This is a genomic window from Herbaspirillum seropedicae (genome assembly GCF_001040945.1).
Classification (GTDB): domain Bacteria; phylum Pseudomonadota; class Gammaproteobacteria; order Burkholderiales; family Burkholderiaceae_D; genus Herbaspirillum; species Herbaspirillum seropedicae.
Genome location: NZ_CP011930.1, coordinates 5,342,358 through 5,368,287 on the forward strand (window position 1 = coordinate 5,342,358; position 25,930 = coordinate 5,368,287).

24 protein-coding genes are annotated in these 25,930 nt (G+C 64.7%); 15 read left to right on the forward strand and 9 right to left on the reverse strand.

Annotation, left to right across the window (positions count from 1 at the left end):
- The first annotated feature begins 61 nt into the window (after positions 1–61).
- Positions 62–952, forward strand: coding sequence for a cupin-like domain-containing protein (locus tag ACP92_RS23245; protein WP_013236576.1), 891 nt, complete (start codon positions 62–64; stop codon positions 950–952).
- Positions 953–1,024: 72 nt separating this feature from the next.
- Here the strand turns inward: ACP92_RS23245 and gatB are convergent, their stop codons facing one another.
- The 3 genes from gatB to gatC all read right to left on the reverse strand — a co-directional run bounded on the left by gatB (position 1,025) and on the right by gatC (position 4,381).
- Positions 1,025–2,485: an Asp-tRNA(Asn)/Glu-tRNA(Gln) amidotransferase subunit GatB gene (gene gatB / locus ACP92_RS23250; RefSeq protein ID WP_013236577.1), complete on the reverse strand. Its 1,461-nt coding sequence runs from the start codon at positions 2,483–2,485 to the stop codon at positions 1,025–1,027.
- Positions 2,486–2,536: 51 nt separating this feature from the next.
- On the reverse strand, positions 2,537–4,003 hold the full coding sequence (gene gatA, locus ACP92_RS23255) for an Asp-tRNA(Asn)/Glu-tRNA(Gln) amidotransferase subunit GatA (RefSeq protein ID WP_013236578.1): 1,467 nt from the start codon (positions 4,001–4,003) through the stop codon (positions 2,537–2,539).
- Between the two features lie 75 nt (positions 4,004–4,078).
- Positions 4,079–4,381: an Asp-tRNA(Asn)/Glu-tRNA(Gln) amidotransferase subunit GatC gene (gene gatC / locus ACP92_RS23260; RefSeq protein WP_013236579.1), complete on the reverse strand. Its 303-nt coding sequence runs from the start codon at positions 4,379–4,381 to the stop codon at positions 4,079–4,081.
- Between the two features lie 358 nt (positions 4,382–4,739).
- On the opposite strand from gatC, the gene ACP92_RS23265 reads away from it, so the two are divergent.
- From ACP92_RS23265 to ACP92_RS23290, 6 genes are all read left to right on the forward strand, one after another.
- Positions 4,740–5,783 (forward strand): rod shape-determining protein, encoded by a 1,044-nt coding sequence (locus ACP92_RS23265; protein ID WP_006465688.1) that lies wholly within the window; start codon positions 4,740–4,742, stop codon positions 5,781–5,783.
- A 319-nt stretch (positions 5,784–6,102) separates the two neighbouring features.
- Complete coding sequence (gene mreC, locus ACP92_RS23270; protein WP_171941754.1) at positions 6,103–7,170, forward strand: rod shape-determining protein MreC; 1,068 nt, start codon at positions 6,103–6,105, stop codon at positions 7,168–7,170.
- Entirely contained in the window at positions 7,167–7,676 is a 510-nt protein-coding gene (gene mreD, locus ACP92_RS23275; protein ID WP_013236581.1) for a rod shape-determining protein MreD, read from the forward strand. Before mreC ends, mreD begins: the two co-directional genes overlap by 4 nt.
- 19 nt (positions 7,677–7,695) lie before the next feature.
- A complete protein-coding gene (gene mrdA / locus ACP92_RS23280; RefSeq protein WP_013236582.1) occupies positions 7,696–9,666 on the forward strand; it encodes a penicillin-binding protein 2 in 1,971 nt (656 codons plus the stop codon).
- A 90-nt stretch (positions 9,667–9,756) separates the two neighbouring features.
- Positions 9,757–10,866: a rod shape-determining protein RodA gene (gene rodA / locus ACP92_RS23285; protein ID WP_013236583.1), complete on the forward strand. Its 1,110-nt coding sequence runs from the start codon at positions 9,757–9,759 to the stop codon at positions 10,864–10,866.
- Positions 10,867–11,020: 154 nt separating this feature from the next.
- Positions 11,021–12,217: a septal ring lytic transglycosylase RlpA family protein gene (locus ACP92_RS23290; protein WP_013236584.1), complete on the forward strand. Its 1,197-nt coding sequence runs from the start codon at positions 11,021–11,023 to the stop codon at positions 12,215–12,217.
- A gap of 24 nt (positions 12,218–12,241) precedes the next feature.
- Here ACP92_RS23290 and rsmI read toward each other — a convergent pair whose 3' ends face one another.
- Positions 12,242–13,177 (reverse strand): 16S rRNA (cytidine(1402)-2'-O)-methyltransferase, encoded by a 936-nt coding sequence (gene rsmI, locus ACP92_RS23295; protein WP_013236585.1) that lies wholly within the window; start codon positions 13,175–13,177, stop codon positions 12,242–12,244.
- A 13-nt stretch (positions 13,178–13,190) separates the two neighbouring features.
- Here rsmI and ACP92_RS23300 point away from each other — a divergent pair, with 13 nt between their 5' ends.
- From ACP92_RS23300 to ACP92_RS23325, 6 genes are all read left to right on the forward strand, one after another.
- Positions 13,191–14,474, forward strand: a complete 1,284-nt coding sequence (locus tag ACP92_RS23300) for a penicillin-binding protein activator (RefSeq protein ID WP_013236586.1) — start codon at positions 13,191–13,193, stop codon at positions 14,472–14,474.
- Between the two features lie 15 nt (positions 14,475–14,489).
- Entirely contained in the window at positions 14,490–14,858 is a 369-nt protein-coding gene (locus tag ACP92_RS23305) for a YraN family protein (protein WP_013236587.1), read from the forward strand.
- A 122-nt stretch (positions 14,859–14,980) separates the two neighbouring features.
- Positions 14,981–15,577: a phosphoheptose isomerase gene (locus ACP92_RS23310; RefSeq protein WP_013236588.1), complete on the forward strand. Its 597-nt coding sequence runs from the start codon at positions 14,981–14,983 to the stop codon at positions 15,575–15,577.
- On the forward strand, positions 15,570–16,229 hold the full coding sequence (locus ACP92_RS23315) for a BON domain-containing protein (protein WP_013236589.1): 660 nt from the start codon (positions 15,570–15,572) through the stop codon (positions 16,227–16,229). Before ACP92_RS23310 ends, ACP92_RS23315 begins: the two co-directional genes overlap by 8 nt.
- A gap of 150 nt (positions 16,230–16,379) precedes the next feature.
- Entirely contained in the window at positions 16,380–16,907 is a 528-nt protein-coding gene (locus tag ACP92_RS23320; protein WP_013236590.1) for a peroxiredoxin family protein, read from the forward strand.
- A gap of 198 nt (positions 16,908–17,105) precedes the next feature.
- On the forward strand, positions 17,106–17,603 hold the full coding sequence (locus tag ACP92_RS23325; protein ID WP_013236591.1) for a hypothetical protein: 498 nt from the start codon (positions 17,106–17,108) through the stop codon (positions 17,601–17,603).
- 102 nt (positions 17,604–17,705) lie between these two features.
- On the opposite strand, the gene pyrE is transcribed toward ACP92_RS23325, so the two are convergent.
- Positions 17,706–18,365, reverse strand: a complete 660-nt coding sequence (pyrE, locus tag ACP92_RS23330; RefSeq protein WP_013236592.1) for an orotate phosphoribosyltransferase — start codon at positions 18,363–18,365, stop codon at positions 17,706–17,708.
- 174 nt (positions 18,366–18,539) lie between these two features.
- Between pyrE and ACP92_RS23335 the strand changes: the two genes are divergently transcribed.
- On the forward strand, positions 18,540–19,316 hold the full coding sequence (locus tag ACP92_RS23335) for an exodeoxyribonuclease III (protein WP_013236593.1): 777 nt from the start codon (positions 18,540–18,542) through the stop codon (positions 19,314–19,316).
- Between the two features lie 259 nt (positions 19,317–19,575).
- On the opposite strand, the gene ACP92_RS23340 is transcribed toward ACP92_RS23335, so the two are convergent.
- The 3 genes from ACP92_RS23340 to dprA form a co-directional block, all read right to left on the reverse strand.
- Positions 19,576–22,254, reverse strand: coding sequence for a DNA topoisomerase III (locus ACP92_RS23340; RefSeq protein ID WP_013236594.1), 2,679 nt, complete (start codon positions 22,252–22,254; stop codon positions 19,576–19,578).
- Positions 22,255–22,562: 308 nt separating this feature from the next.
- Complete coding sequence (locus tag ACP92_RS23345) at positions 22,563–23,039, reverse strand: Smg family protein (RefSeq protein ID WP_013236595.1); 477 nt, start codon at positions 23,037–23,039, stop codon at positions 22,563–22,565.
- Between the two features lie 87 nt (positions 23,040–23,126).
- On the reverse strand, positions 23,127–24,263 hold the full coding sequence (gene dprA, locus ACP92_RS23350) for a DNA-processing protein DprA (protein ID WP_013236596.1): 1,137 nt from the start codon (positions 24,261–24,263) through the stop codon (positions 23,127–23,129).
- 258 nt (positions 24,264–24,521) lie between these two features.
- Here dprA and def point away from each other — a divergent pair, with 258 nt between their 5' ends.
- Positions 24,522–25,040, forward strand: a complete 519-nt coding sequence (gene def / locus ACP92_RS23355; protein ID WP_013236597.1) for a peptide deformylase — start codon at positions 24,522–24,524, stop codon at positions 25,038–25,040.
- 110 nt (positions 25,041–25,150) lie between these two features.
- On the opposite strand, the gene ACP92_RS23360 is transcribed toward def, so the two are convergent.
- Positions 25,151–25,924, reverse strand: coding sequence for an aspartate dehydrogenase (locus tag ACP92_RS23360; protein WP_013236598.1), 774 nt, complete (start codon positions 25,922–25,924; stop codon positions 25,151–25,153).
- Positions 25,925–25,930: the final 6 nt, after the last annotated feature.

Genomic DNA, 25,930 nt, shown 5'->3' on the forward strand with positions numbered 1-25,930 from the left:
GGAACAAGAACGCATATCCTTATGCGTTCTGCGTCGGCTCCCCCGGCGCTACAATACCGCGATGACCCAGCCCGACCATCCCGCCCGCCCACTCCCGCCGCGCCCCGACCTTGCCAAGCTGAGCCAGGAGCAGGCCGCCGCGCGCAAGCTGGCGCGCGACCAGCGGGACGCCCGGATACGGGGCGTGGCTTCGGTGGCGGAGATGCGCCAGGCCATCCGTGCGGCCAGCGCGGGCTTGCCGGCCCTGGCCGCCATCCCGCGCACGGGGCCGCTGAAGACGGCGGCCTTCCGCCAGCGTGCTGCTGCCGGGCTGCCCTTCCTGATGTCGGGCATGGCCAGCCGCTGGCCGCTGGCGGCGATGACGCTGCCGGACCTGCGCCAGCACTTCGGCCAGTTGCCGGTGCGGGCCCGCGTGGGCGACTACATCAATACCGCCTTCGCACCGGACCGCGCCATGCAGGACATGACGCTGCTCGATTACCTGGAGCGCGCCGCCGCTGACGAGAGCGGCTTGCCGCCCTATCTCGGTAACCTGGAATTACGTGAACTCAATCGGCTGTGTCACTGGCCCAACTTCTTCGACAAGATGGGACCGCCGCGTTTCTGGATCGGTCCGGCCGGCTGCATCACGCCGCTGCACTGCGACTATGACGACAATGTCTTTGCGCAGGTCTGGGGCAGCAAGCGCGTCTGGCTGGCGCCACCGCATCATGACCAATATCTCTATCCCAAGGAAGCCAACGCCATCCTGTTCGGCTCGCCCTTCGATCCCGATCATCCCGACCTGGAACGCTTTCCGCTGGCCCGCCAGGCGGCGCTGGTGTGCTGTGAAGTGCAGCCTGGGGAAATGCTCTACATCCCGGCGGGCTGGTACCACCAGGTCAGTTCGCTGACGTTTTCGCTCTCCAGCAATCGCTGGGCGCGAGGGCGGCCACTGGTCTTGTCCGCATAGAAGCGCGCACAAGAAAAAACCCCACGCCTGTTGCCATGCGTGGGGCTCATGCGAAACGCTTCAGGCCGGGTGTCAGCTGCTCAGCTTCTTGCGCAGCAATTCGGTCAGTTGCGCGGGGTTGGCCTTGCCGCGGGTAGCCTTCATGGCCTGGCCGATCAGGGCGTTGATGGCTTGCTCCTTGCCGGCGCGGAATTCGGCGACCGACTTTTCATTGGCGGCCAGCACCTGGTCCACGATGGCTTCCAGCGCGCCGCTGTCGGAGATCTGCTTCAAGCCCTTGGCTTCGATGATGTCATCGGCCAGGGAATCCTTGTCGGACCTGGCTTCCCACATGCCGGCGAAGACTTCCTTGGCGATCTTGTTGGAGATGGTGCCATCGGCGATGCGCTTCAACAGCAGGGCCAGTTGCGCGGCCTTCACGGGGGCGTCAGCGATGTCGGTGTCTTCGCGATTGAGCGTGGAGGCGACGTCACCCATCAGCCAGTTGGCGGCCGGCTTGGCTTGTTCCTTGCCGGCTGCCGCGACCACGGCTTCGAAGTAGGACGCCATGCCCTTGGATTGCGTGAGCACCATGGCGTCGTATTCCGGCAGCGCATACTCGGCCACGAAGCGCTCGCGCATGGCGGCGGGCAACTCGGGCATGGTGGCCTTGACGCGCTCGATCCACTCCTGCGAGATGGCCAGCGGCGGCAGGTCGGGGTCGGGGAAGTAACGGTAGTCCTGCGCGTCTTCCTTGCTGCGCATGGAGCGGGTTTCCTTCTTGTCCGGATCGTAGAGGCGGGTCTCCTGCACGACGGTGCCGCCGTCTTCGATCAGTTCGATCTGGCGGCGCACTTCGTAGTTGATGGCTTCTTCGAGGAAGCGGAAGGAGTTCAGGTTCTTGATCTCGCAACGGGTGCCGAATTTTTCCTGGCCGACCGGACGCACGGAAACGTTGGCGTCGCAGCGGAAGGAGCCTTCCTGCATGTTGCCGTCGCAGATGCCCAGCCACATCACCAGCGAGTGCAAGGCCTTGGCGTAGCCGACGGCTTCGGCGGCGCTGCGCATCTCGGGTTCGGTGACGATTTCCAGCAGCGGCGTGCCGGCGCGGTTGAGGTCGATGCCGGTCATGCCCTGGTAGTCTTCGTGCAGCGACTTGCCAGCGTCTTCTTCGAGGTGGGCGCGGGTCAGGTTGATGGTCTTGATCTCGGTCTTGCCATCCTTCTCGACGGCGAAGGACATGGTGCCTCCTTGCACGACCGGAATCTCGAACTGGCTGATCTGGTAGCCCTTGGGCAGGTCAGGATAGAAGTAGTTCTTGCGCGCAAAGATCGAGCGCGGCGCGATGGTGGCGCCGATGGCCAGGCCGAACTGGATGGCGCGTTCCACAGCGCCCTTGTTGAGGACCGGCAGCACGCCCGGCAAGGCCAGGTCCACCGGGCTGGCCTGGGTGTTGGGTTCGGCGCCGAAGCGGGTCGGGCTGCCGCTGAAGATCTTGGATTGGGTCGAAAGCTGCGTGTGCGTTTCGAGGCCGATGACGACTTCCCACTGCATGATGTTGTCCTTGCGAATGCTGTTGTTGGTGACGAGGGCTGGACTGCAGGCTCAGGCCGGTTCGCGCAGGTGCCAGTCGGTGGCCTGCTGGAACTGGTGCGCCACGTTCAAGAGGCGCGCTTCGTCGAAATAATTGCCGATGATCTGCAGGCCGACCGGGCGCTTGCCGTTCTTCTCGCCTTGTCCGAAGCCGCAGGGGATGGACATGCCAGGCAGACCGGCCAGGCTGGTGGAAAGCGTGAAGATGTCGGCCAGGTAGTTGGCCACCGGGTCGTTGGTCTTGTCACCCAGGTCCCAGGCCACGGTGGGCGAGACCGGGCCCATGATGACGTCGCACTGGCGGTTGGCGCCGGCCAGGGCGTTCTGGAAGTCCTGGGCGATCAGGCGGCGGATCTTCTGGGCCTGCAGGTAGTAGGCGTCGTAGTAGCCATGCGAGAGCACGTAGGAACCGACCAGGATGCGGCGCTTGACCTCTTCGCCAAAGCCTTCGGCGCGCGACTTGCGGTACATGTCATCCAGATTGCCGTAGTCGGCGGCACGGTGGCCGTAGCGCACGCCGTCGAAACGCGACAGGTTCGACGAGGCCTCGGCCGGGGCGATCACGTAATACACCGGGATCGACAGCTCGGTCTTTGGCAGGGAGATCTCGACCAGCTGGGCGCCCAGCTTCTCGAACTCGGACAGCGCCGCACGCACGGCCGCTTCCACGTCGGCGGCCAGGCCGGCGCCGAAGAATTCCTTGGGCACGCCGATGCGCAGGCCTTGCAGGCTGTCGTTGAGCGAGCGGGTGAAATCTTCCTTGGGACGTTGCAGGCTGGTGGAGTCGCGCTCATCGAAGCCGGTCATGGCGTTCAACAACAAGCCGCAGTCTTCGGCCGTCTTGGCGATCGGTCCGCCCTGGTCCAGCGAGGAGGCGAAGGCGATCATGCCGTAGCGCGAGACGCTGCCATAGGTGGGCTTGATGCCGGTGACGCCACACAGCGAGGCCGGCTGGCGGATCGAGCCGCCCGTGTCGGTGGCGGTGGCCGCCGGCGCCAGGCGCGCGGCCACGGCGGCGGCCGAACCGCCCGAGGAGCCGCCGGGCACGGCGCGCTTGTCCCAGGGGTTCAAGGTGGGGCCGAAGTAGGAGTTCTCGTTGCCCGATCCCATGGCGAATTCGTCACAGTTGAGCTTGCCCAGCGTGACCATGCCGGCAGCATTGAACTGCTCCACCACGGTCGCGTCGAAGGGGCTCACGTAATTGTCGAGCATGCGCGAACCTGCAGTTGTGCGCCACCCTCGTGTGACGAAAATGTCCTTATGGGCAATAGGCACACCGGTCAATTGACCGGCATTATTGTCTGAAAGACGGCTATCAGCGACCTTGGCCTGTGCCAGGGTCAGCTCACGATCCACATGCAGGAAGGCATTGAGGTCGCTGGCGTCGATGCGATCCAGGAACAGGGTCGCCAGTTCGGTGGCGGAAATCTTGCGCGCTTGCAGTTGCGCGGACAGTTCTTTGAGGGTGAGCTTATGCATGGAATAGGTCAGGCTGCGGTCTTGCTGGTCGGCTGTGCCGGGGAGCGGGCGTAGGCGTGGCGGGCTACGCCGGGCTTATTCGATCACCTTGGGAACCAGGTACAGGCCGTCCTGGGTCGCCGGGGCGGGTTGCTGGTAGTCGTCGCGGCGATTGGTCTCGGTCACGACGTCCTCGCGCAGGCGCAGCGCCAGCGCCGGTTCGATGGCGGCGATGGGGTGCGACAACGGCTCCACGCCGCGGGTGTCGACGGCCTTCATCTGTTCCACCAGGGCGAAGATGCCGTTGAGCTTCTCCAGCGTCTGGTCGGCCTGGGCCTCGGTGAGCTCCAGTCGGGACAGGTTGGCAATGCGTTTAACGTCGGAAAGGCTTAGTGACATGGTCGAAAGGGCGCGCTGGGCACACCGCGTGATGTTGAAATTGGAAGGACCGTGGCCGGCAAGGCGGGAAGAAGTTTTCCGCGACGGCGGCCAGTCGGGCTGGTTCGTTTGCGCGAGCGGCACCGTCAGGACATGGTGCGACTGCGCAAAAACGGCAAACCCGCGCCGGATGGCGGCCGGGAGGTCCCCGAATGCCAGATTTTTTGGCAAACCGGCTTGCTGGTTTCTCGGGAATTATAAGGTAGAATGTCGGATTAATGCCTTGCTGGCGCCGGTTTTTCGCGTCGCCCCGGCATGAACGGACACTCCCCCTTATCAAAAAGCTAGGCGCCCCCACCCGGGCGCATCAGGACAACTCATGTTTGGATTTCTCCGCAGTTATTTCTCGAACGATCTGGCGATCGACCTCGGCACCGCGAATACGCTGATCTACGCGCGCGGCCATGGCATCGTGCTGGACGAGCCGTCGGTGGTGGCGATCCGCCAGCAAGGCGGCCCCAACGGCAAGAAGACCATCCAGGCGGTCGGCAAGGAAGCAAAGCAGATGCTGGGCAAGGTGCCCGGCAACATCGAGGCGATCCGCCCGATGAAGGACGGCGTGATCGCCGATTTCACCGTCACCGAGCAGATGTTGAAGCAATTCATCCGCATGGTGCATGACTCCAAGCTGTTCCGTCCCTCCCCCCGCATCATCATCTGCGTGCCCTGCGGTTCGACCCAGGTGGAACGCCGCGCCATCCGCGAATCCGCCCTGGGCGCGGGCGCATCCCAGGTCTACCTGATCGAGGAACCGATGGCGGCCGCCATCGGCTCAGGCCTGCCGGTCTCCGACGCCACCGGTTCGATGGTGGTGGACATCGGCGGCGGCACCACCGAAGTGGGCATCATCTCGCTGGGCGGCATGGTCTACAAGGGTTCGGTGCGCGTGGGCGGCGACAAGTTCGATGAGGCCATCGTCAACTACATCCGCCGCAACTACGGCATGCTGATCGGCGAACAGACCGCCGAAGCGATCAAGAAGGAAATCGGCTCGGCCTTCCCCGGCTCGGAAGTCAAGGAAATGGAAGTCAAGGGCCGCAACCTGTCCGAAGGCATCCCGCGTTCCTTCACCATCTCCAGCAATGAAATCCTGGAAGCCCTGACCGATCCGCTGAACAACATCGTCTCGGCCGTCAAGAACGCGCTGGAACAGACTCCGCCGGAACTGGGCGCCGACATCGCCGAAAAGGGCATGATGCTGACCGGCGGCGGCGCGCTGCTGCGCGACCTGGACCGCCTGCTGATGGAAGAGACCGGCCTGCCGGTGATCGTGGCCGAAGATCCGCTAACCTGCGTGGTGCGCGGCTCGGGCATGGCGCTGGACCGTATGGACAAGCTGGGTTCGATCTTCTCGGCCGAATAAGCCGAGCGTCGCTCAGGCCGGCCTTGCGCCGGCCTTTGCGCCTCTGGCGCACCGTTTTACGCTGGTTGAGCTTTTACGCTGTTATAACCGACGGCCATGTACCGCCGGGTTCACCGGGGAACCGATACGTTCGATATGACGCAGTTCACGCCGACTTGCCCACCGCTGCGGGAGCCTCTCCCGCCCTTGGCGCAGGCACGGCTGGAGCTGGGTCTGGCTGACGTGACGGCTCCCTTTTTTGTTATCGTAGTCGACGCAGGAAGTGAGTATCCCGCCTGCCGGCAGCCGCCTCGCGCGGCCCTGCGGGTGGCCTGACGCCATGGAAATCCCACCACTCTTCAAGCAGGGCGCCTCGGCCCGGGTCCGCGTGACCGTCTTTGCGCTGCTGTCGATCGTGATGCTGGTGGTCGACGCCCGCATGCACGTACTGGGCACGATACGCCAGGCCCTGGCCACGGCCCTCTACCCGTTCCAGACGGTCGCCATGATGCCGCGCGACGCGGCCACCAGCATCACCGATTCACTGGTGGCGCTGAACACGCTGCAAAAGGAAAACCGCGAGCTGCGCCAGCAGCAGATCGTCAACGCCCAGCTGCTGCAGCAGGAACGCCTGCTGGCGGCCGAGAACGCCCAGCTGCGCAAGCTGCTGGAAATGCAGCAGAAGGTGCCGGTCAAGTCCATCGTCGGTGAGATCCTCTACGACGCGCGCGATCCCTTCACCCGCAAGATCATCCTCAACCGCGGCTCCCAGCAAGGCGTGGAAGCCGGCCAACCGGTCATCGACGAGGTCGGCATCGTGGGCCAGGTGACGCGGGTCTTCCCGTTTACCTCGGAAGTGACGCTGCTGACCGACAAGGACCAGGCCATTCCCGTGCAGGTGCTGCGCAACGGCCTGCGCAGCGTGGCCTATGGCCGTGGCCAGACCGGCGCGCTGGACCTGCGCTTCATGCCGGCCAACGCCGACATCCAGAAGGGCGACATGCTGGTGACCTCGGGCATCGACGGCATCTACCCGCCCGGCCTGGCGGTGGCCAGCGTGGCGCTGGTGGAGACGCGCTCGGCGGACTCCTTCGCGCGCATCGTCTGCCGTCCCCTGGCCGGCATCGACCGCCATCGCCAGTTGCTGATCCTGCTGGTGGAACAGAACCTGCCGCCGCGTCCGCAACCGGACGTGGTGGACGAAAAGTCGGCCAAGCTCTTCAAGCGCCGGCTGCGTGACAGCACCCGCGACACCAGCGCCGACGACGCCAACGCCACTCCCAAGGACAAGCCGGCTGAGGAACGCAAGGGCGCTGCCGGCGCCGCTGCGGCAGCCGCGCCTGCTGCCGCTGCCGCCACGACCGCCCCCGCCCCTGCCAAGCCGGCCGCCAAGGAAACCACCCGATGAACAATCACTACATCCTGCTGCCGGCCAATCCGCTGTTCATCGCGTTCAGCCTGGTGGTGGCCTTCCTGCTGAACCTGATGCCCTGGGGCCAGATGGCCGGGGTGCCCGACTTCGTGGCGCTGGCGCTGGTGTTCTGGAACATCCACCAGCCGCGCAAGGTGGGCATCAGCGTGGCCTTCCTGATGGGCCTGCTGATGGACGTCAACGAGGCCACGCTGCTGGGCGAGAACGCCCTGGCCTATACCCTGCTGTCGTATTTCGCCATCATGATCCACCGTCGCGTGCTGTGGTTCCCGCTGCGCACCCAGGCCCTGCATGTGCTGCCGCTGTTGCTGCTGGCGCAGGCGGTGCAGTTGGTGATCCAGCTGCTGGTCACGGGCAAGTCGCCGGACTGGTTCTATTTCAGCGAGAGCGTGGTGTCGGCCCTGCTGTGGCCGGTGGTGAGCCTGTTGCTGCTGGCGCCGCAACGCCGCGCCGTCGACCGCGACGAAAACCGTCCCATCTGAGGGACCAGGTGCAAGCAGCATGACCGAATTCAAGAATACCGCGCATGAGCTGAGGCTGTTCCGCATACGCCTGCTGGCGGTGAGCGTGCTGGTGCTGGTCTGCTTCAGCCTGCTGCTGGCGCGCTTTCTGTGGCTGCAGGTGGTGCGCCACGACGCCTACGCCGCCCAGGCCGAGGAAAACCGCATCTCGGTGGTGCCCATCGTGCCCAACCGGGGCCTGATCCTGGACCGCAACGGCGTGGTGCTGGCGCGCAATTACTCGGCCTACACGCTGGAAATCACCCCTTCCAAGATCCGCACCAACATCGATGACCTCATCGATGAGCTGGGCACGCTGGTGGAAATCCAGCCGCGCGACCGCCGCCGCTTCCGCCGCCTGCAGGAAGAATCCAAGAACTTCGAAAGCGTCCCCATCCGCACCCGCCTGACCGATGAGGAAGTGGCCAAGTTCACCGCCCAGCGCTATCGCTTCCCGGGCGTGGAAGTGCAGGCCCGCCTGTTCCGCCAGTATCCCTATGGCAAGACGGCGGCGCACGTGATCGGCTACATCGGCCGCATCAGCCAGCGCGATGCCGAACGCATTGCCGATTCCGACGACGAGGCCAACTACAACGGTACCGACTACATCGGCAAGGAAGGCCTGGAAAAGAGCTACGAAAGCCAGCTGCACGGCACCACCGGCTACGAGGAAGTGGAAATCTCGGCCAGCGGGCGCGCGGTGCGTTCGCTCTCGCGCACGCCGGCCACGCCCGGCAAGAACCTGATCCTGTCCATCGACATCGAGCTGCAGAAGGTGGTGGAAGAAGCCTTCGGCGACCAGAAGGGCGCGCTGGTCGCGATCAACCCGGCCACCGGCGACATCCTGGCCTATGTCTCGCAGCCCTCCTATGACCCCAACCTGTTCGTCGAAGGCATCGACCAGCAGAGCTGGGATGAGTTGAACAAGTCCCCCGACCGGCCGCTGCTGAACCGCCCCCTGTCGGGCCTGTATTCGCCCGGTTCGACCTATAAGCCCTTCATGGCGCTGGCCGCGCTGGAGCTGGGCAAGCGCCGCCCGCAAGACGCCATCCGCGACCCCGGCTACTTCATCCTGGGCAACCACCGTTTCCGCGATGACAAGGAAGGTGGCCACGGGGTGGTGGACATGTACCGCTCGGTGGTGGTCTCCTGCGACACCTACTACTACATGCTGGCCAATGACATGGGGGTCAACGCCATCCATGACTTCATGAAGCCGTTCGGCTTCGGCCAGATCACCGGCATCGACCTGGAGCACGAGAAGCGCGGCATCCTGCCCTCCACCGAGTGGAAGCGCACCGCCTTCCGCAAACCCGAGCAGAAGCGCTGGATCGCCGGCGACACCGTCTCGCTGGGCATCGGCCAGGGTTACAACAGCTTTACGCCGCTGCAACTGGCGCAGGCCACGGCCATCCTGGCCAACAACGGCGTGGTGATGAAGCCGCACCTGGTCAAGATCGTCGAGGATGGCGTGACCCACGAGCGCACCGAGACCGTGCCCAAGGAAAGCTACCGCATCCCGATGAAGCAGGAAAACATCGACTTCATCAAGCGCGCCATGGTGGGCGTGGTCAAGGAAGGCACGGGCGCCGCCGCCTTCCGGGGTGCGCCCTATGAATCGGGCGGCAAGACCGGTACGGCGCAGGTGGTCAACATCGCCAAGAACCAGAAGTACGACTCCAAGAAGCTCTCGCGCATCTACCACGACAACGGCCTGTATATCGGCTTTGCCCCGGCCGATGCGCCGCGCATTGCCATTGCGGCGGTGGTCGAGAACGGTGGCTGGGGCGCTGGCGTAGCCGCGCCGCTGGTGCGCAAGGCCATGGACTACTTCATGCTGGGCAAGCGTCCCAACGAACCGATCAAGTCGATCGCGCCCGCCGAGGCCGTGACCGCCGATACGCCGGTCGAAGGCCCGACCTCCGAGGACAACGGCGCCACGCCGACGGTCCAGCCGGATGTGCAGGAATGAGACCGCCCCGGATTTGAACGCGGACGCGGCCGGTCGACCCGGTCGCGTCCGCCCTGACATCGCAACAAGCAGTACGCACGAGGAGCCGGCATGAGCCTGCAACGTCCGCCCCTGTGGCAAATCATCAAGCCGCACCTGACGGTGTTCGACGGCGCGCTGTCGCTGATCGTATTCCTGATCCTGTCGGTGGGCATCGTGACGCTCTATTCGGCCGGCATGAACTTCCCCGGCCGGGTGGAAGACCAGCTGCGCAACATCCTGGTGGCCTTCGTGGTCATGTGGATCGCCGCCAACGTCTCCCCCCAGCTGCTGCTGCGGCTGGCGGTGCCGGTCTATACGGTGGGGGTGACGCTGCTCATTGCGGTGGCGCTGTTCGGCATCATCAAGAAGGGGTCGCGGCGCTGGCTCAACATCGGCATGGTGGTGCAGCCCTCCGAGATCATGAAGATCGCCATGCCGCTGATGCTGGCCTGGTATTTCCAGAAGCGCGAAGGCATGCTGCGCTGGGATGCCTTCGTGGTGGCGGCGATCCTGCTGCTGATCCCGGGTTTCCTGATCATCCGCCAGCCTGACCTGGGCACGGGCCTGCTGGTGCTGGCCGCCGGTTTCTATGTGATCTTCTTCGCCGGACTGCCCTGGAAGATCCTGGCGGGCCTGTTCGTGGCCGGGGCGGCCAGCCTGCCGGTGGTGTGGTCATTCATGCATGATTACCAGCGCCAGCGCGTCATGATGCTGATCGACCCGACCTCCGATCCGCTGGGCAAGGGCTTCCACATCATCCAGTCGACCATTGCCATCGGCTCGGGCGGGGTGACCGGCAAGGGCTGGCTGATGGGGACGCAGACCCACCTGGAATTCATCCCCGAGCGGACCACCGACTTCATCTTCTCGGTCTATTCCGAAGAATTCGGGCTGATCGGCAACATCGTGCTGCTGGTGCTGTACCTGCTGCTGATTGGACGGGGCCTCATGATCACGGCCAATGCGCCGACACTTTTCACGCGCCTCCTGGGCGGTGCCATCACCATGATCTTCTTCACCTATGCCTTCGTGAACATGGGCATGGTCAGCGGCATCCTGCCAGTGGTGGGCGTGCCGCTGCCCTTCATGAGCTATGGCGGCACGGCCCTGGTCACGCTGGGGCTGGGCGCGGGCATCCTGATGAGCATCCAGCGCCATCGCAAGCTGGTGCAGAGCTGATCGGCCCGGCAGAGGGCCAAGCGCGTCACCGGTTGAACTTGCCCCACTGACGGGTTGTCAGCCTGGGGAGGTTGCACTCTGGTATCGTTGCAGACAATCCCGGCCCCACTCCGGTGGGCGATCCGGCACATCGACTGTTGAACAAGGACAGCCAATGGGAACACCATCACTCCAACATCCGGGCCGCGCGGCGGTCCCTCCGACCGGAGCGGCGCTGCGTGCAGCGGCGCTGCTGCTGCCCTTGCTGCTGGCGGCCTGCGGCACCACGCCCCCGGCCAGCCGCCAAGGCGGCGTCCAGGCCCCGACGCCGGTAAAGGCCGGCTCCTCGCGTCCCTCCAACGTACCGGCGCTACCGGCGGCGGGCTCCGGGCGCGGCGGCTACTACAAGGACGACGGCCCGGGCGACCATATCCCCGACGGCCTGCTGGACGTGGCCGATGCCGAGCCGCAGGTGGAGCCGGTCTCCAAGGCCGCCAGCCGTCCCTATGCGGTGTTCGGCAAGACCTACGTTCCCATCACGGACAACCAGCCCTTCGTCCAGCGCGGCATCGGCAGCTGGTATGGCAAGAAATTCCATGGCCAGAAGACGTCTTCCGGCGAACTCTACGACATGTACAAGATGACGGCGGCGCACCCCACGCTGCCCATCCCCTCCTATGCCCGGGTGACCAACCTGAAGACGGGCAAGCAGGTGATCGTGCGCATCAATGACCGTGGTCCCTTCCATTCCAGCCGCATCATCGACCTGTCCTATACCGCCGCCCTGAAACTGGGCTACCTGGGTAGCGGCAGCAGCGAGCTGGAAGTCGAGCGCATCCTGCCCGAAGAAGCCCAGCGCATGGCCGATGCCCGCCGCAATGGCACCGCCGTGGCGGCGGCCGATCCGATCAACAAGGCTGCCGACAATGGCGCTGGGGTGTCCACCGGCGCGGTCGAGATCAACTCCGTGAGCACCCAGAACCTGCCGCCGCAACCCACCGTGGCGGCGGTGCAGCCGATCAACGCGTCCACCACCAGCGCAGCCAATGGTGCTGGTCTCAACGGCGGCGGCGGCATCATCAATGCCGTGGCGAGCGGCTCGGCGCCCTCCCCGGCGATGCCGCAGGCGGTGCCGCTGACAGCGGGCTACTACCTGCAATTCGGCGCCTATTCCCAGGAAACCAACGCCCTGCAGGCGAAAGAGAAACTGCTGCCCAGCCTCTCGGGCATCGTCGACAGCATGCAGGCGGTGCAGGTCAACGGCCTCTATCGCCTCTACGCCGGCCCCTACCCCACCCGTCCGGCGGCGCAGAATGCCGCCATGCTGGTGCGCCAGCGCAGCGCGGGTACGCCCTTCATCGTCGAGCGCTGATCGTCGACGCCCGATCCCGCGGGATCAGGCGTCGTCCTCGTCCTCACCCGCCTCTTCGTCCTCCTGCGCGCCCTGGCGGATCGCCAGGGCGCGGTCATAGAGCGCGTTCTTCTTCACCCCCGTGATCTGCGCGGCCAGCGCCGCCGCCTGCCGCACCGGCAGTTCGGCCAACAGGATGCGCAGCACGCGCTCGGCCTCGGCGCCATCGCCCTCGGTCACCGGCGCACCTTCTACCAGGATCACGAATTCACCGCGCTGGCGGTTGGCGTCCTGCGCCAGCCAGTCGGGCGCTTCACCCAGCGAGCAGCGGTGGATGTCTTCGAACAGCTTGGTCAGCTCGCGCGCCAGCACCACCTGGCGCTGCGGACCGAACACCTGCAACAGCGACTGCACGGTCTCGACGATGCGATGCGGCGCTTCATAGAACACCAGGGCCGCCGGCAACTCGACCAATTCCTGCAAGGCGGTCTCGCGCTGGCGCGTCTTGGCCGGCAGGAAGCCGACAAAATGGAAGCGCTCATCGGTCAGGCCCGACGCCGACAAGGCCGTGATCGCCGCCGAGGCGCCCGGCAAGGGGATCACCCGCAAACCCGCCGCGCGCACCGCATCGACCACCCGCGCGCCCGGATCGGACACCGCAGGAGTGCCCGCATCGGACACCAGCGCCACCCGCTGCCCGGCGTGCAGGCGCTCGATGATCTTGGCGGCGGCTTCGCGTTCGTTGTGTTCGTGGGTGGCCAGCAGCGGGCGCGAGAGACCGTAGCGCTGCAACAACTGGCTGGTGTTGCGCGTGTCCTCGCAGGCCACGGCGTCGGCGATGCTCAACAGGTGCAGGCCGCGCAGGCTGATGTCGCAGACATTCCCGATGGGCGTAGCCAGCACATATAATGCCGACACCGGATAGTTTTGCTGGGCGGCATCTTGCAGGATGGTGGCGGCAACGCTGGAATTCTGATTCATTGGAGGAGGCGGGATGTTCACTGGATTGATGAAAATGAGCGCGCGAGCGGCCCTGGTGGCTGGCTTGCTGGCGTCCTGGGCGGCGCTCGCACCGAACACCGCCACAGCAGCCGACAGTGTACCCCTGCTGGCGCAGACTGCCACCCCCGCGCTGCCCGCTGCGGGCGTGGGCGCAGGCAATGGCGGCGCAGTGATCCTGCCGCCGGGCAGCTCCTCCGAAGCCCAGGCAGAAGCCGCGGGCCTGCCGGCCACGCCGGCTGCCGCAGCGCCGGTACGCATGGCGGTGCTGCTGCCCAACCGCAGCGGTGCCTTCGGGGCCGCCGCCGATGCGGTACGCACCGGCCTGCTGACGGCCTATTCGCGCCAGAAGGACAACATCCAGCTCTCCATCATCGAAACGGGCGACTCGGCGGCCGACATGCAGCGCGCCTATGACGAGGCCTCGGCGCGCTTTGACATCCTCATCGGCCCGCTCTCGCGCAGCGCCGTCACGGCGGTGGCGCAGAGTGGACGCGTGAGCAAGCCCACCATCGCCCTGGCCCAGCCGGACATGGCCGGCGAAGGCGAGATGCAGCTGCCAGCGCAGATGCTGGCGGTGGGACTGTCCATCGATGAAGAAGCCCGCCAGGTCGCCAACTGGGTCGAGAAGGAAAAAGCGCCCGGCAAGATCTTCGCCATCTCCACCGGCGTGGCCTGGCAAAAGCGGGCCGCCCGCTCGTTCCAGCTGCGCGCGCGCCAGTTGGGCATGCAGGTGGAGACGCTGGAACTGAGCACGCCCTCCAACGCCCTCTCCGCCCCCGGCCTGGCGCAACTGGCCAAGCGCGTGGAACAGGAAAAGCCGGCGCTGCTGTTCCTGGCGCTGGACGCGTCCCAGGCCGTGCAGTTGCGCAGCGCTGTGGGCACCGAGCTGCCGCTGTATGGCACTTCGCAGATCAACCCCTTTACGCTCAAGCGTGACAATCCCAACGACAAGCTGCCTGAACTGGATGGCGTGCGCCTCATCGACATTCCCTGGCAATTGCAGGCCGACAACGTGGCCGTGGCCCGCTACCCGCGTCCGACCATCAACGACAACGAGCGCCCCAACCCGGATCTGGCGCGCCTGTATGCACTGGGCATCGATGCCTACCGTATCGCCTACGGCATCGCGCAGCAGCGCTCGGGCTTTGACGTGGACGGTGTCACGGGACGCCTGAACGTGAACATGGTCAGCGGCGGCGCCACCTATTTCCAGCGCCAGGAAACCCAGGCCATCTACCAGGATGGCTGGCCGGTGCCCACGGCCGACCAGTATTGAGGCCGCGACTGCGTCATGGCGCTCAATGCTTCGGGGTCGCGCACCTCGCGCCAGCGTACCGGCGAGGCGGCCGAGCAACAGGCGCTGACGCATCTGCGCCAGCAGGGCCTGCAACTGCTGGAGCGCAATTACCGCTGCCAGGGCGGTGAAATCGATCTCATCATGCGCGAGGGTGACACCGTGGTCTTCGTCGAAGTGCGCGCCCGCGCCGGCGCTTCCTATGGCGGCGCGGCCGCCAGCGTCACGCCGGCCAAGCAGCGTCGCCTGATCCTGGCGGCGCAGCGCTGGCTGCAGGCGCAGGCCGGCACGCCGCCCTGCCGCTTCGATGTCGTCACCCTGGAGGGCCAACAGCTGCAGTGGCTGCGCAACGCCATCGAGGCCTGAATACGCCATGGCGGGCGCAATCGCGCGCTGCTGGCGTATCATGTGCGACCGGTCCACGGACATTTTTCTTCACCAGAGGCGCGGGCCCGGCCCCGAGCGTCTCAACTATAATCGCAGGCATCATGACAAATCCTCGCATCCTCGCCCATTTCCAGGAAAGCGCCGACCTGAAGATGAAGGCCGCCAGCGTGCTGGCGCAACCGATCGAACAGGCCATTGAACTTATGTTCACCGCGCTGTCGAATGGCAACAAGATCCTTGCCTGCGGCAATGGCGGTTCGGCTGCTGACAGCCAGCACTTCGCCGCCGAACTGGTGGGTCGTTTCGAACGTGAGCGCCTGCCCCTGCCGGCGCTGGCGCTGACCACCGATACCTCCATCCTCACAGCGGTAGGCAACGACTACAGCTACCAGGAAATCTTCTCGAAGCAGGTCCAGGCCTTCGGCCAGTCCGGCGACATCCTGCTGGCCTTCTCCACCTCGGGCAACTCGGGCAACATCCTGGCGGCCATCGAAGTGGCCCACGAGCGTGACATGCGCGTGGTGGCGCTGACCGGCAAGGGCGGCGGCAAGATTGGCAAGGTCTTGAACGACGCCGATGTGCATATCTGCGTGCCGCATGACCGTACCGCGCGCATCCAGGAAGTGCATCTGGTCACCCTGCATTGCATCTGCGACGGCATCGACGTCGCACTTTTTGGAGATGACGCACATGAATGAAGCACCTTCGCTGTTGACGACCCTGCGCCGCCCGTTGGCCGCAGTGGCCCTGGGCGGCATGCTGGCGCTGAGCCTGCAAGGCTGTTTCGCGGTATTCGCCGGCGGCGCGCTGGCCACCACCTTCGCCGCGACCGACCGTCGCACGCTGGGCGCCCAGACCGAAGACAAGGCCATCGTGGTCAAGGGCGAATCGCGCCTGCCGGAAGTCCTCCCCGCCGGCTCCCACGTGAACGTGACCGCCTTCAACCGCAAGGTGCTGCTCTCCGGTGAAGTACCGGACGAAGCCGCCAAGGCGACCGCCGAGCGCGAGACCCGCGCCATCCAGAACGTCGAGACGGTCTACAACGAACTGGCAGTGATGCCGGCCTCCAGCTTCGGTTCGCGTTCCAACGATGCGCTCATCACCAGCAAGGTCCTGGCCAGCCTGGTGGACGACAAGACGCTCTACTCCAGCGCCTTCAAGATCACCACCGAGCGCGGCATCGTCTACATGATGGGTCGCGTGACCCAGCGCGAAGGCCAGCGCGCGGCCCAGATCGCCAGCGGCGTGTCCGATGTGACCAAGGTCGTGACCTTGTTCGAATACATCAGCGAAGACGAACTGAAGGATTACCAGCGCAAGCCCGCCAGCGAGAACAAGGCCACCAGCTGATCGTTTCCTGGCAACAGCCCCTGATGCAAGTCAAACCGCCGGCCCGTCCGGCGGTTTTCATATGGGCCGGCACCGCGCAGGAAGCCGCCACGGGGTCTATAATGTGGCGGTCCGAGGGGCTTGCGCCCATCGCTTTTCCGGAGTTTCCCCATGCAAGCACAGCCGAACGCTTCCAAGAGCGGTCTCATGATCAAGCTGGCCGCCCTGGCGGTGGTGGCCGCCATCGCCGCCTTCACCTACTTCAAGGTCAATGCCGGCAACGCCGCGCCTGACGTCACCTTCACCAAGCTCGATGGCCAGCAGGTCAACCTGAAGGACTTGCGCGGCAAGGTGGTCATGGTCAATTTCTGGGCCACCAGCTGCACTACCTGCGTCGGCGAAATGCCGCAGATGATAGACACGTACAACAAGTTCAAGGACCGCGGCCTGGACTTCGTCGCAGTGGCCATGAGCTATGATCCGCCCAACTATGTGCTGAACTACACCGAAACCCGCAAACTGCCCTTCAAGGTCGCCCTCGATCCGCAGGACACGCTGGCCAAGGCCTTCGGCGACGTCAAGCTGACCCCGACCACCTTCGTCATCGACAAGCAGGGCAACATCATCAAGCGCTATGTCGGCGAACCGCAATTCGCCGAACTGCACCAGCTGCTGGAAAAGGCCCTGAGCGCGGCCTGAGTCCTCCTGCCCCTATCCGAAAGCCGGCTGCATGCCGGCTTTTTTTCTGTCCGGACGACATCAAAGATATCGTTTTAGCAACTAGAAGGAACATCTTTCCCTCGCTGGCGGTCCAAATTGCCACACACAGCAATTCCCCCGCCGTCAACCGAAGCGATGACGCCTGCCACTTCCCATACAAGAAAACAGGAGGCTGCAATGAGATTCCGAACCATCTTGCTGATCGTATTGCTGGCGCTGGTCGCCATTTTCGCCGCCGTCAACTGGACGGCGTTCACGACGCCTTCCACGCTGTCGCTGATCTACACCGATTTCCAGGCTCCGGTGGGGCTGGTGATGCTGGGCGTGGTGGTGGTGCTGACGGCGTTCTTCCTGCTCTATATCCTGGCGCTGCAGACCTCGGTGATGCTGGAAAGCCGCCGCCTGACCAAGCAGCTGGAAGCCCAGCGCACCCTGGCCGACCAGGCCGAGCATTCGCGTTTCAATGACCTGCGCGGCTATCTCAAGACCGAGCTGGCGCAACTGCAGCAGCGCCAGAGCGAGCAGCAAACCCTGCTGGCGCAGCGCCTGGACGCCTTGCAGCGCGATATCCACCTGCGCGTGGAACAGACCGAGAATGCCGTGGCCGCCCAGGTGGGAGAACTGGATGACCGCCTGCAACGCCACAACGTGGCCGGCGCGATCAGGCCGCTGTAAGCAATCCCGCATCGATCCAACAAAGCGTCACAAACCGCAAAAACAAAGGCTGCATCGCGAAGATGCAGCCTTTTGTCTTTCATTGACCTGCTTTACCGCAGTTTAGACGCCATAACGGGTACGATAGGCCGCCACCGCATCCTTGTATTGCGCCAGCCGGGCATCGCCGCCGTTGGAGATGTACTCGAAGAGATCGTTGAGGTTGCCGATGGAAATGACCGGCATATCGTATTCGCGCGCCACTTCCTGCACCGCCGACAGCGCGGAGAGCGCGCCATCCTTGCCGGAGCGCTCCATGCGGTCCAGCGCGATCAGCACCGCGCAGGGGGTGGCGCCGGCGGCGCGGATCATGTCCACCGACTCGCGCACCGAGGTGCCAGCCGAGATCACGTCGTCGATGATGACGACCTTGCCCTGCAGCTTGGCGCCGACGATGGTGCCGCCTTCGCCATGGTCCTTGGCTTCCTTGCGATTGAAGGCGAAGGGGACGTTGCGGCCCATGCCGGCCAGCGCCACGGCGGTGGCCGAGGCCAGGGTGATGCCCTTGTAGGCGGGGCCGAACAGCATGTCATATTCGACGCCCGAATCCTGCAGGGTCTGGGCGTAGAAGCGGGCCACCTGGGCCAGCGTTGCGCCTTCGCTGAAGAGGCCGGCGTTGAAGAAGTAAGGCGAGGTACGGCCTGCCTTGGTGACGAATTCGCCAAAGCGCAGCACGCCGGCCGATACCGCGAATTCGATGAATTCCTGTCTCAAGTTGCTCACAATGCATTTCCCGGGAAGAGTCAAAACGGAAGGCGCGGACCACAGCTGCTTGCCGGAGGGCAAGGCAGCGCGGCGGCAAAGCCTTCATCAGGCCGCCATTTTAAATGATTCACCCTATCGGTTATGCTACCGGCCTTATTGAACAATCTTCCGCAGCAAGCAAACAGGACCGCCATGCCCAAAATCGTCTCCGCCAACCTCAACGGAATCCGCTCGGCCGCCAAGAAGGGCTTCTTCGAATGGCTGCAAAAGGAAGCGCCGGACTTCGTCTGCGTGCAGGAACTGAAGGCCCAGGCGGCCGACATGACCGAGCAATTCCTGGCCCCGGCCGGCTATGTCGGCCATTTCCACTATGCCCAGAAGAAGGGTTACTCAGGCGTGGGCGTCTACAGCCGCCGCCAGCCGGATTCGGTGCGCATCGGCTTTGGCAATACCGAATTCGATGACGAAGGTCGCTATGTCGAATGCGACTACGGCGACCTGACCGTGATCTCGCTCTATGCGCCCTCGGGTTCCTCCAGCGAGGAACGCCAGGAAGCCAAGTTCCGCTTCATGGAAGCCTTCCTGCCGCACCTGATGGAACTGGAAAAGAGCGGCCGCGAAGTGGTCATCTGCGGCGACTGGAATATCGCCCACAAGGAAATCGACCTGAAGAACTGGAAGAGCAACCAGAAGAATTCGGGCTTCTTGCCGGAAGAACGCGCCTGGATGACGCGCATCTTCGACCAGCTGGGCCTGGTGGACGTGTACCGCCGCCTGCATCCCGAGACCACCGGCGAGGCCTACACCTGGTGGAGCAATCGCGGCCAGGCCTGGGCCAACAACGTGGGGTGGCGTATCGATTACCACGTCTCCACGCCGGGCATTGCGGCCAAGGCGGTGAGTGCGGCGATCTACAAAGAGCAGCGCTTCTCGGATCATGCGCCGTTGACGGTGGTGTACAGCGACTGACCAAGCACTGACAAAGCGCCTACCATCCGTTAGGACTGACCTACCCACCGTTCGGGCTGAGTAGCGGCGCAGCCGCGTATCGAAGACGCGCCGAATTGTGATCGACGGAGCGCCCCTTCGACAGGCTCAGGACTGGCTTCGATACGGCCCTGCGGGCCTACTCAGTCCGAACGGGAAGCAGGTGAAAATCGTTCGAAAAAAAACCAAAGCCCTCGCACCGTGAAGTGCGAGGGCTTTGTCGTTTCCGGCCGGCCGACAATCAGGCGTCGGGAGCGGCCGCCTTCTTCGGCGTCGCCTTGCGCAACGCCGGCTTCTTGGCCGCTGCCGCCTTGGCCTTGGTGGCGGTGGTCTTGGCAGCCGTCTTGGTCGCCGTCTTCTTGGCGGCCGGCTTGGCTACCGCCTCATCGGCACCATCATCGGCATCGGCCGCAGCGGCCTTGCCCTTGGCGGGCGCCTTGGCCTTGCGTTCCTCGAACTCGAAGCTGATCTTGCCATCCTTGCCACGCACCAGGAAGGCCTTGAAAGGCCGGCGGGTACGTTGCGAGATGAAGCCCGGCAGCAGGTCGGTCTTGCCATCGTTCAAGAGCTTGGCCATCTGCTCCGGTAGGATTTCCTGCTGCAGGATGATGCGGCTGCTGCGGAAGTCACAGGCCTTGGGCTTGGCCACGGTCTTCTCGCAGACATAGGCCAGGCCCATCTCGTAGACGCCGCTGCCGCACTTGGGGCAGGCGCCCAGCGGCGTCTGCTCGCTGAAGTCCACCGGCTCGCCGCCCTCGCCCTCGGCCTGGTCCTGGCCGAAGTCGAATTCCAGCTTGAAGTTTTTGATCTCTTCGTCGCGCGAAATCTTCAGGATGGCCGCGAACGGTCGGCCCATCTTGGAGCGGAAGCCCTGCAACGGACCGATGGTGCGGTTCTGCAGCAGTTCTTCCACTTCGGCGATCTCGAACTGACGACCACCGGGCACCTTGCTCATCGAGAATTCGCACTTGGTGCAGGCGAAGCGACGGTAGTTTTCCTTCACCACGCCGCCGCAGTTGGGGCAAGGCGTCTTCAGCGTCGCGTAGTCGCCGGGGATGGTGTCGTTGTCGTATTCCTTGGCGCGCTTGACGATGATCTGGGTCATCTGCGCGATCTCGCGCATGAACTCGTCACGGCTGATCTTGCCGCGCTCCATCTGCGCCAGCTTGTGTTCCCACTCGCCGGTCAGCTCGGGTTCGGTCAGTTCGTCCACGCCCAGGCCGTGCAGCAGCGTCATCAGCTGGAAGGCCTTGGCGGTGGGCATCATCTCGCGGCCTTCGCGGATCAGGTACTTTTCGTTCAGCAGGCCTTCGATGATGGCCGCACGCGTGGCTGGCGTGCCCAGGCCCTTGCCGGCCATGGCTTCGCGCAGTTCATCGGAGTCCACCAGCTTGCCCGCGCCTTCCATGGCCGACAGCAGCGTGGCTTCGGTGTAGCGGGCGGGCGGCTTGGTGACCAGGCCGTTGGCGGTGACCTTGTCGGTCTTGACCTTCTCGCCAGGGGCCACGGCCACCAGGTTGCCACCGCCTTCCTTGTCCTTGTCGTCTTCCTCGACCTGCTTGCCGTAGATGGCCAGCCAGCCAGGGTTGATCATCACTTTACCTTCGCTCTTGAACTGGTGGCCCGACACTTCCGTGTAGCGGGTGGTCACCTGGAACTCGGCCGGCGGGAAGAACACGGCCATGAAGCGGCGCGTCACCAGATCGTAGAGCTTCTGCTCCGGCTCTGACAGGTTCTTGGGCACCTGGGTGGTCGGGATGATGGCGAAGTGGTCGCTGATCTTGGTGTTGTCGAAGATGCGCTTGTTGGGCTTGACCCAGCCTTGCTTGAGGATCTGCTTGGAGAACTGGTGGTAGTTGTTGTTCTCCGCCAGCGCCTCCATGGTGTCCTTGACCGTGTTGATGTAGTCCTCGGGCAGGTGGCGCGAGTCGGTACGCGGATAGGTCAGCACTTTGTGCTTTTCATACAGCGCCTGGGCCAGGCCCAGGGTGTTCTTGGCCGAGAAGCCGAAGCGCGAGTTGGCCTCGCGCTGCAGGCTGGTCAGGTCGAACAGGCCCGGCGACATCTGCGTGGTCGGCTTGGATTCCTCGGTGACATTGCCCGGCTTGTCGCGGCAGGCGGCCACGATGGAGTCCGCTGCGGCTTTGCTCCACAGGCGCTCGGGGCGCTTCTCGGGATCGGCCTCGTCCTTCTTGTGCCCCTTGTCCAGCCAGCGGCCCTTGTAGATGCCAGCGGCGCAGACGAACTCGGCGTGCACTTCCCAGTAATCGCGCGGGACGAACTTCTTGATCTTCTCTTCGCGCTCGACCACGATGGACAGGGTCGGCGTCTGCACGCGGCCCACGGTGGTGAGGTAGAAGCCGCCTTCCTTGGAATTGAAGGCGGTCATGGCGCGGGTGCCGTTGATGCCGATGAGCCAGTCGGCCTCGCTGCGGCAGCGCGCGGCATTGGCCAGCGGCAGCATTTCCTCGTCGTCACGCAGATGGGCGAAGCCCTCGCGGATGGCGCCAGGGGTCATCGATTGCAGCCACAGGCGCTTCACCGGCTGCTTGGCCTTGGTGTATTGCGCAATGAGGCGGAAGATCAGTTCACCTTCGCGGCCCGCGTCACATGCATTGATGAGGGTGGTCACATCCTTGCGCTTGATCAGCTTGGAGAGCACCTTCAGGCGCGACTCGGTCTTGGCGATCGGGTTCAGCGCAAAGTGCGGCGGGATCATGGGCAGGTGGGTGAAGCTCCACTTGCCGCGCTTGACGTCGTATTCCTCGGGGACTGCGATTTCCAGCAGGTGGCCGACGGCCGATGACAGGATGTACTGATCGGATTCGAAATACTCATCGTGCTTGGTGAAGCCGCCGAGCGTCTTCGCGATGTCGTTCGCGACAGAGGGCTTCTCGGCAATGATGAGGGTCTTGCTCATAAGTATGGGTCTCGATGTAGAGAGGTCGGTTGCTGGCTTGTTGCGGGGCCGGTCTGGCCCAGTTGGGGCCGGGATCTCCCGAAACAACCATGTCATCCTGGCAAGGGCGGCACATCTGCCGGCGCTTCATTGCCTGTGGACAACGGAATTTTTATATAGTAGCCAATAACGGCCCAATGCGGGGCAATGATAAGCGTGATGCAAATGAAACGGCAAGCACAAGGCTTGCCGTTGCTGTGTTTCAGACCATTTGCAACTCTGCGGGAACGCCCCGTCCTGGTGCAGACGCGCCAGCTCCCCAGGGGAATTCAGTGCAGCAGGCGCGGTTCGGCGTCTTCCTCGTCGAGGAACAGCTCCTCGAACATCAGCCCATCCGGCTCCTTGCCCTGGCTCCACAACACCATGAGCACGATCACCTTGAGCTTTTCCAGTCCCACCGGTGCTTCGCCAGCGGCCAGCGCGCGCTCGATGACGATCTCGCGCTGGATCGGGTCGAGCATCTTGGCCGATTCGAGGAACTGGATGAAACCGATGGCTTCCACCCCCAGCACATCGCTTTCCTGGCGCGCATAGATGCGGGTACCGAAGGAAAAGGCGGTCTGGCGGGGATAGTTGTCGGCGAATTCGTGGTTGGCGACCTCGAGATCGGTCAGCCATCCGAGTGCCTGGGAGATTTCATCTTCTTCGAAACCGATCGCGGACAACTTCTTGACCAAGGCCTCCGGTTCGGGGCAGGCATCAGGGCGATAGTAGGTTTCGTACAGGTAAACGAGGACATCAAACATGTTCGTACTCTATCGCGAAGGTTATGAATGTACAAGTCAGCCAAGGTCAGTATGGCAGCAATTGGCCGGCGACGGCTACTAATTTCTTCACTCCAACCTGCGGTAAAGCGCACCTGGCAACAACTCGATGCGCCCCGCCAGCTCCAGCGTGAGCAACAAGCCTGCCAGGACCGCCGCTTCCAGCCCACAGCGGGCGGCCAGGGTGTCGATATCGACCGGATCATGCGCCATTGCCTGCATGACAAGGGAAGTCATCGCATCGTCGTCGACCTGGCTCTGCGGTGAGGGATGGGCCACCCGGACAGCTTGCCGTGATGGCAACTCATCGAGCATGTCCTGCGTCGTCTCCACCAGCTTGGCCCCCTGGCGGATCAGCTGGTGGCAGCCCTTGGCCAGCGGCGCATGGATGGAACCGGGAATGGCGAAGACATCGCGCCCCTGCTCGGCGGCCATGCGGGCGGTGATCAGCGAGCCCGACTGCGCCGCCGCCTCCACCACCAGCACCGCGCGCGCCAGTCCCGAGATGAGACGGTTGCGGCGCGGGAAGTTGGATGCCAGCGGCGGCGTACCCAGGGGATATTCACTGACGATGCAGCCGGCAGCGGCGATGCGCGCTGCCAACGCCTCATGGCGGCGTGGATAGACGATGTCGATACCGGTACCGATCACGGCCACGGTCGATCCCGGACCATCGAGCCCACCCTCGTGCGCGGCGGCATCGATGCCCAGGGCCAGTCCGGAGACGATGCTCAGGCCGGCGCGGGAAAGCTCGCGCGAGAAACGGCTGGCATGCGCGATCCCCTGCGCGGTGGCGTTGCGGCTGCCCACCACGGCCACCGCCTCGGCGCCGAGCCAGGCGGGGTCGCCGCGCAGGTAGAGCAACAACGGTGGATCGGCGATGTCCAGCAGGGCCGGCGGATAGCGGGAGTCCGCCAGGGTGAGGATGGCATGGCCGGGCTGCTGCAGCCAGGCCAGCGTCGCTGCGATCTGCGCGCGCACGGCCGGCGTGGGAGCGCGCAGCAGGCGCGCGGCCAGGGCCGGCGACACCACGGCCGCCAGGGCGCTGGCATCAGCCTGCCAGAGCTGGCCCGGCAAGCCGAAGGCCGCCAGCAGGCGGCGCGCCGTGGCTGGGCCCACGCCCTCGGCCAGGGACAGACGCAGCCACCAGGCCAGGTCGGCAGGATCATCATCAGGAAAGTCAGGCAAGGCAGTCGAAGTTGGCATGGTGGCAATGCCGCGCACCCCGAGGCGTTCTGCGGCGCTGTGATACACTTTTTCAGCTTGATCGGGAGATCAACCTGTGGCCGCAAGGCATTCCCGGCGGACCAGACCACGATTGTGCCGCGGTCGCGCTTGAAGCCGTACAGGCTGGCCACATCTAAAACACATTCCCGACACGAATCCTCCGGCGTCTCGCAAAATGACGAGGCCCGGTCCTCCTGCTCCACCCAGAACGATTGCAAGATTTCCGAGAACCAGCGTATGGCCCTGCTCAACATCCTCCGTTACCCCGATCCGCGCCTGCACAAGATCGCCGCCCCCGTGACCGTCTTCGACGAGCGCATCAAGAAGCTGGTGGCCGACATGGCCGAGACCATGTACGCCGCGCCCGGCGTGGGCCTGGCCGCGACCCAGGTGGACGTGCATGAGCAGGTGGTGGTCATCGACGTCTCCGACGATGGCAAGAACCTGCAGGTCTTCATCAACCCCGAGATCGTCTGGGCCAGCGAAGACAAGCGCGTCTATGACGAAGGCTGCCTGTCGGTGCCCGGCATCTACGATGGCGTGGAACGCCCGGCCCGCGTGAAGGTGCGCGCCTTCGACGCCGACGGCAAGGCCTTCGAGGTCGATGCCGATGAACTGCTGGCCGTGTGCATCCAGCACGAGATGGATCACCTCAAGGGCAAGGTCTTCGTCGAATACCTCTCGCCGTTGAAGCGCAACCGCATCAAGACCAAGCTGCAGAAGGAAGAGCGCGAGCTGAAGAAGAAGGCGGGCTAAGCCCCGGCCTGCCAGCCCAGCGAGATGCACCGGCGCAAACGCCGGCCAGGTGGATGCCTGGCCGGCGTTTTTCATGGGCTCCTCGGTCCCAGTGCGCCAGCGCGCCCCCGCTACAGCCGGCGCAGCAAGGCCAGCACCGACTGCGCCGCCAGCGATGACGTCCTCGGATTGGAGGAAGGCATGGCGTCCATGGAAAAGCGCAAGCGTCCGCTGTCGGCCTGCACCTCAACCTCATGCCGGTTGGTGCGTGCATGCGGATCGAGCCACAACTCCACCATGGTGCGGTGCGCGCCCGCGCCCGCCAGCGCCAGCGCCGCCGCCACGTTCAGGTTGTCGGGAAAGAGCTCGAGGGCCTGGGCCGCCGTCCCACCAAAGACCTGGGTCGGCCCGGTGAGCGATTGCAGATCGATGCCCAGCTGCGTCAAGCCGGGGGCGCCCCGCAGCGCCGCCGCCGGCTTGGTGCTCACCAGGCGCACCGTATCGATATGCCCCTCGGCCATGGCGGCCACGGCATCGAGCCCGCCGAGCGCACCGCTGGGGATGTGGATTTGCGAACGATATCTCTGCCACAGCAACGCCAGCGCCGGCGAAGACACAAAGCCCCCCGCACTCATCGCCACCAGCTGCCGGCCCGATTCCAGGACGGGATCGGCTATCTCGCGCAACACATGAGCACCAGCGCACTCGACCACGACGTCGCCGTAATCGGCAAGCGAAGCCAGCGCGACACAGGCCGGAGGATGCGCCAGCATGCGCAGGCGCTCAGCTGCTGCATCCGGATCACGCACGGCGACCGCTGAGAGCGTGATCCCCGGCATCCCTTTATCGATGGCATGGGCAACAGCCCAGCCAATGGCGCCCAGACCTGCAATGGCGACGTTCATCCTGGT

Coding starts and splice junctions, on each gene's coding strand:
- ACP92_RS23345 (WP_013236595.1), bottom strand. CDS start 23,039: ATGTTTGATGTCCTCGTTTACCTGTACGAAACCTACTATCGCCCTGAT.
- ACP92_RS23245 (WP_013236576.1), top strand. CDS start 62: ATGACCCAGCCCGACCATCCCGCCCGCCCACTCCCGCCGCGCCCCGAC.
- rodA (WP_013236583.1), top strand. CDS start 9,757: ATGAGCCTGCAACGTCCGCCCCTGTGGCAAATCATCAAGCCGCACCTG.
- ACP92_RS23290 (WP_013236584.1), top strand. CDS start 11,021: ATGGGAACACCATCACTCCAACATCCGGGCCGCGCGGCGGTCCCTCCG.
- ACP92_RS23335 (WP_013236593.1), top strand. CDS start 18,540: ATGCCCAAAATCGTCTCCGCCAACCTCAACGGAATCCGCTCGGCCGCC.
- mreD (WP_013236581.1), top strand. CDS start 7,167: ATGAACAATCACTACATCCTGCTGCCGGCCAATCCGCTGTTCATCGCG.
- ACP92_RS23340 (WP_013236594.1), bottom strand. CDS start 22,254: ATGAGCAAGACCCTCATCATTGCCGAGAAGCCCTCTGTCGCGAACGAC.
- ACP92_RS23325 (WP_013236591.1), top strand. CDS start 17,106: ATGAGATTCCGAACCATCTTGCTGATCGTATTGCTGGCGCTGGTCGCC.
- ACP92_RS23265 (WP_006465688.1), top strand. CDS start 4,740: ATGTTTGGATTTCTCCGCAGTTATTTCTCGAACGATCTGGCGATCGAC.
- ACP92_RS23360 (WP_013236598.1), bottom strand. CDS start 25,924: ATGAACGTCGCCATTGCAGGTCTGGGCGCCATTGGCTGGGCTGTTGCC.
- gatB (WP_013236577.1), bottom strand. CDS start 2,485: ATGCAGTGGGAAGTCGTCATCGGCCTCGAAACGCACACGCAGCTTTCG.
- ACP92_RS23305 (WP_013236587.1), top strand. CDS start 14,490: ATGGCGCTCAATGCTTCGGGGTCGCGCACCTCGCGCCAGCGTACCGGC.
- rsmI (WP_013236585.1), bottom strand. CDS start 13,177: ATGAATCAGAATTCCAGCGTTGCCGCCACCATCCTGCAAGATGCCGCC.
- mreC (WP_171941754.1), top strand. CDS start 6,103: ATGGAAATCCCACCACTCTTCAAGCAGGGCGCCTCGGCCCGGGTCCGC.
- ACP92_RS23310 (WP_013236588.1), top strand. CDS start 14,981: ATGACAAATCCTCGCATCCTCGCCCATTTCCAGGAAAGCGCCGACCTG.
- ACP92_RS23320 (WP_013236590.1), top strand. CDS start 16,380: ATGCAAGCACAGCCGAACGCTTCCAAGAGCGGTCTCATGATCAAGCTG.
- gatA (WP_013236578.1), bottom strand. CDS start 4,003: ATGCATAAGCTCACCCTCAAAGAACTGTCCGCGCAACTGCAAGCGCGC.
- ACP92_RS23315 (WP_013236589.1), top strand. CDS start 15,570: ATGAATGAAGCACCTTCGCTGTTGACGACCCTGCGCCGCCCGTTGGCC.
- def (WP_013236597.1), top strand. CDS start 24,522: ATGGCCCTGCTCAACATCCTCCGTTACCCCGATCCGCGCCTGCACAAG.
- gatC (WP_013236579.1), bottom strand. CDS start 4,381: ATGTCACTAAGCCTTTCCGACGTTAAACGCATTGCCAACCTGTCCCGA.
- ACP92_RS23300 (WP_013236586.1), top strand. CDS start 13,191: ATGTTCACTGGATTGATGAAAATGAGCGCGCGAGCGGCCCTGGTGGCT.
- dprA (WP_013236596.1), bottom strand. CDS start 24,263: ATGCCAACTTCGACTGCCTTGCCTGACTTTCCTGATGATGATCCTGCC.
- mrdA (WP_013236582.1), top strand. CDS start 7,696: ATGACCGAATTCAAGAATACCGCGCATGAGCTGAGGCTGTTCCGCATA.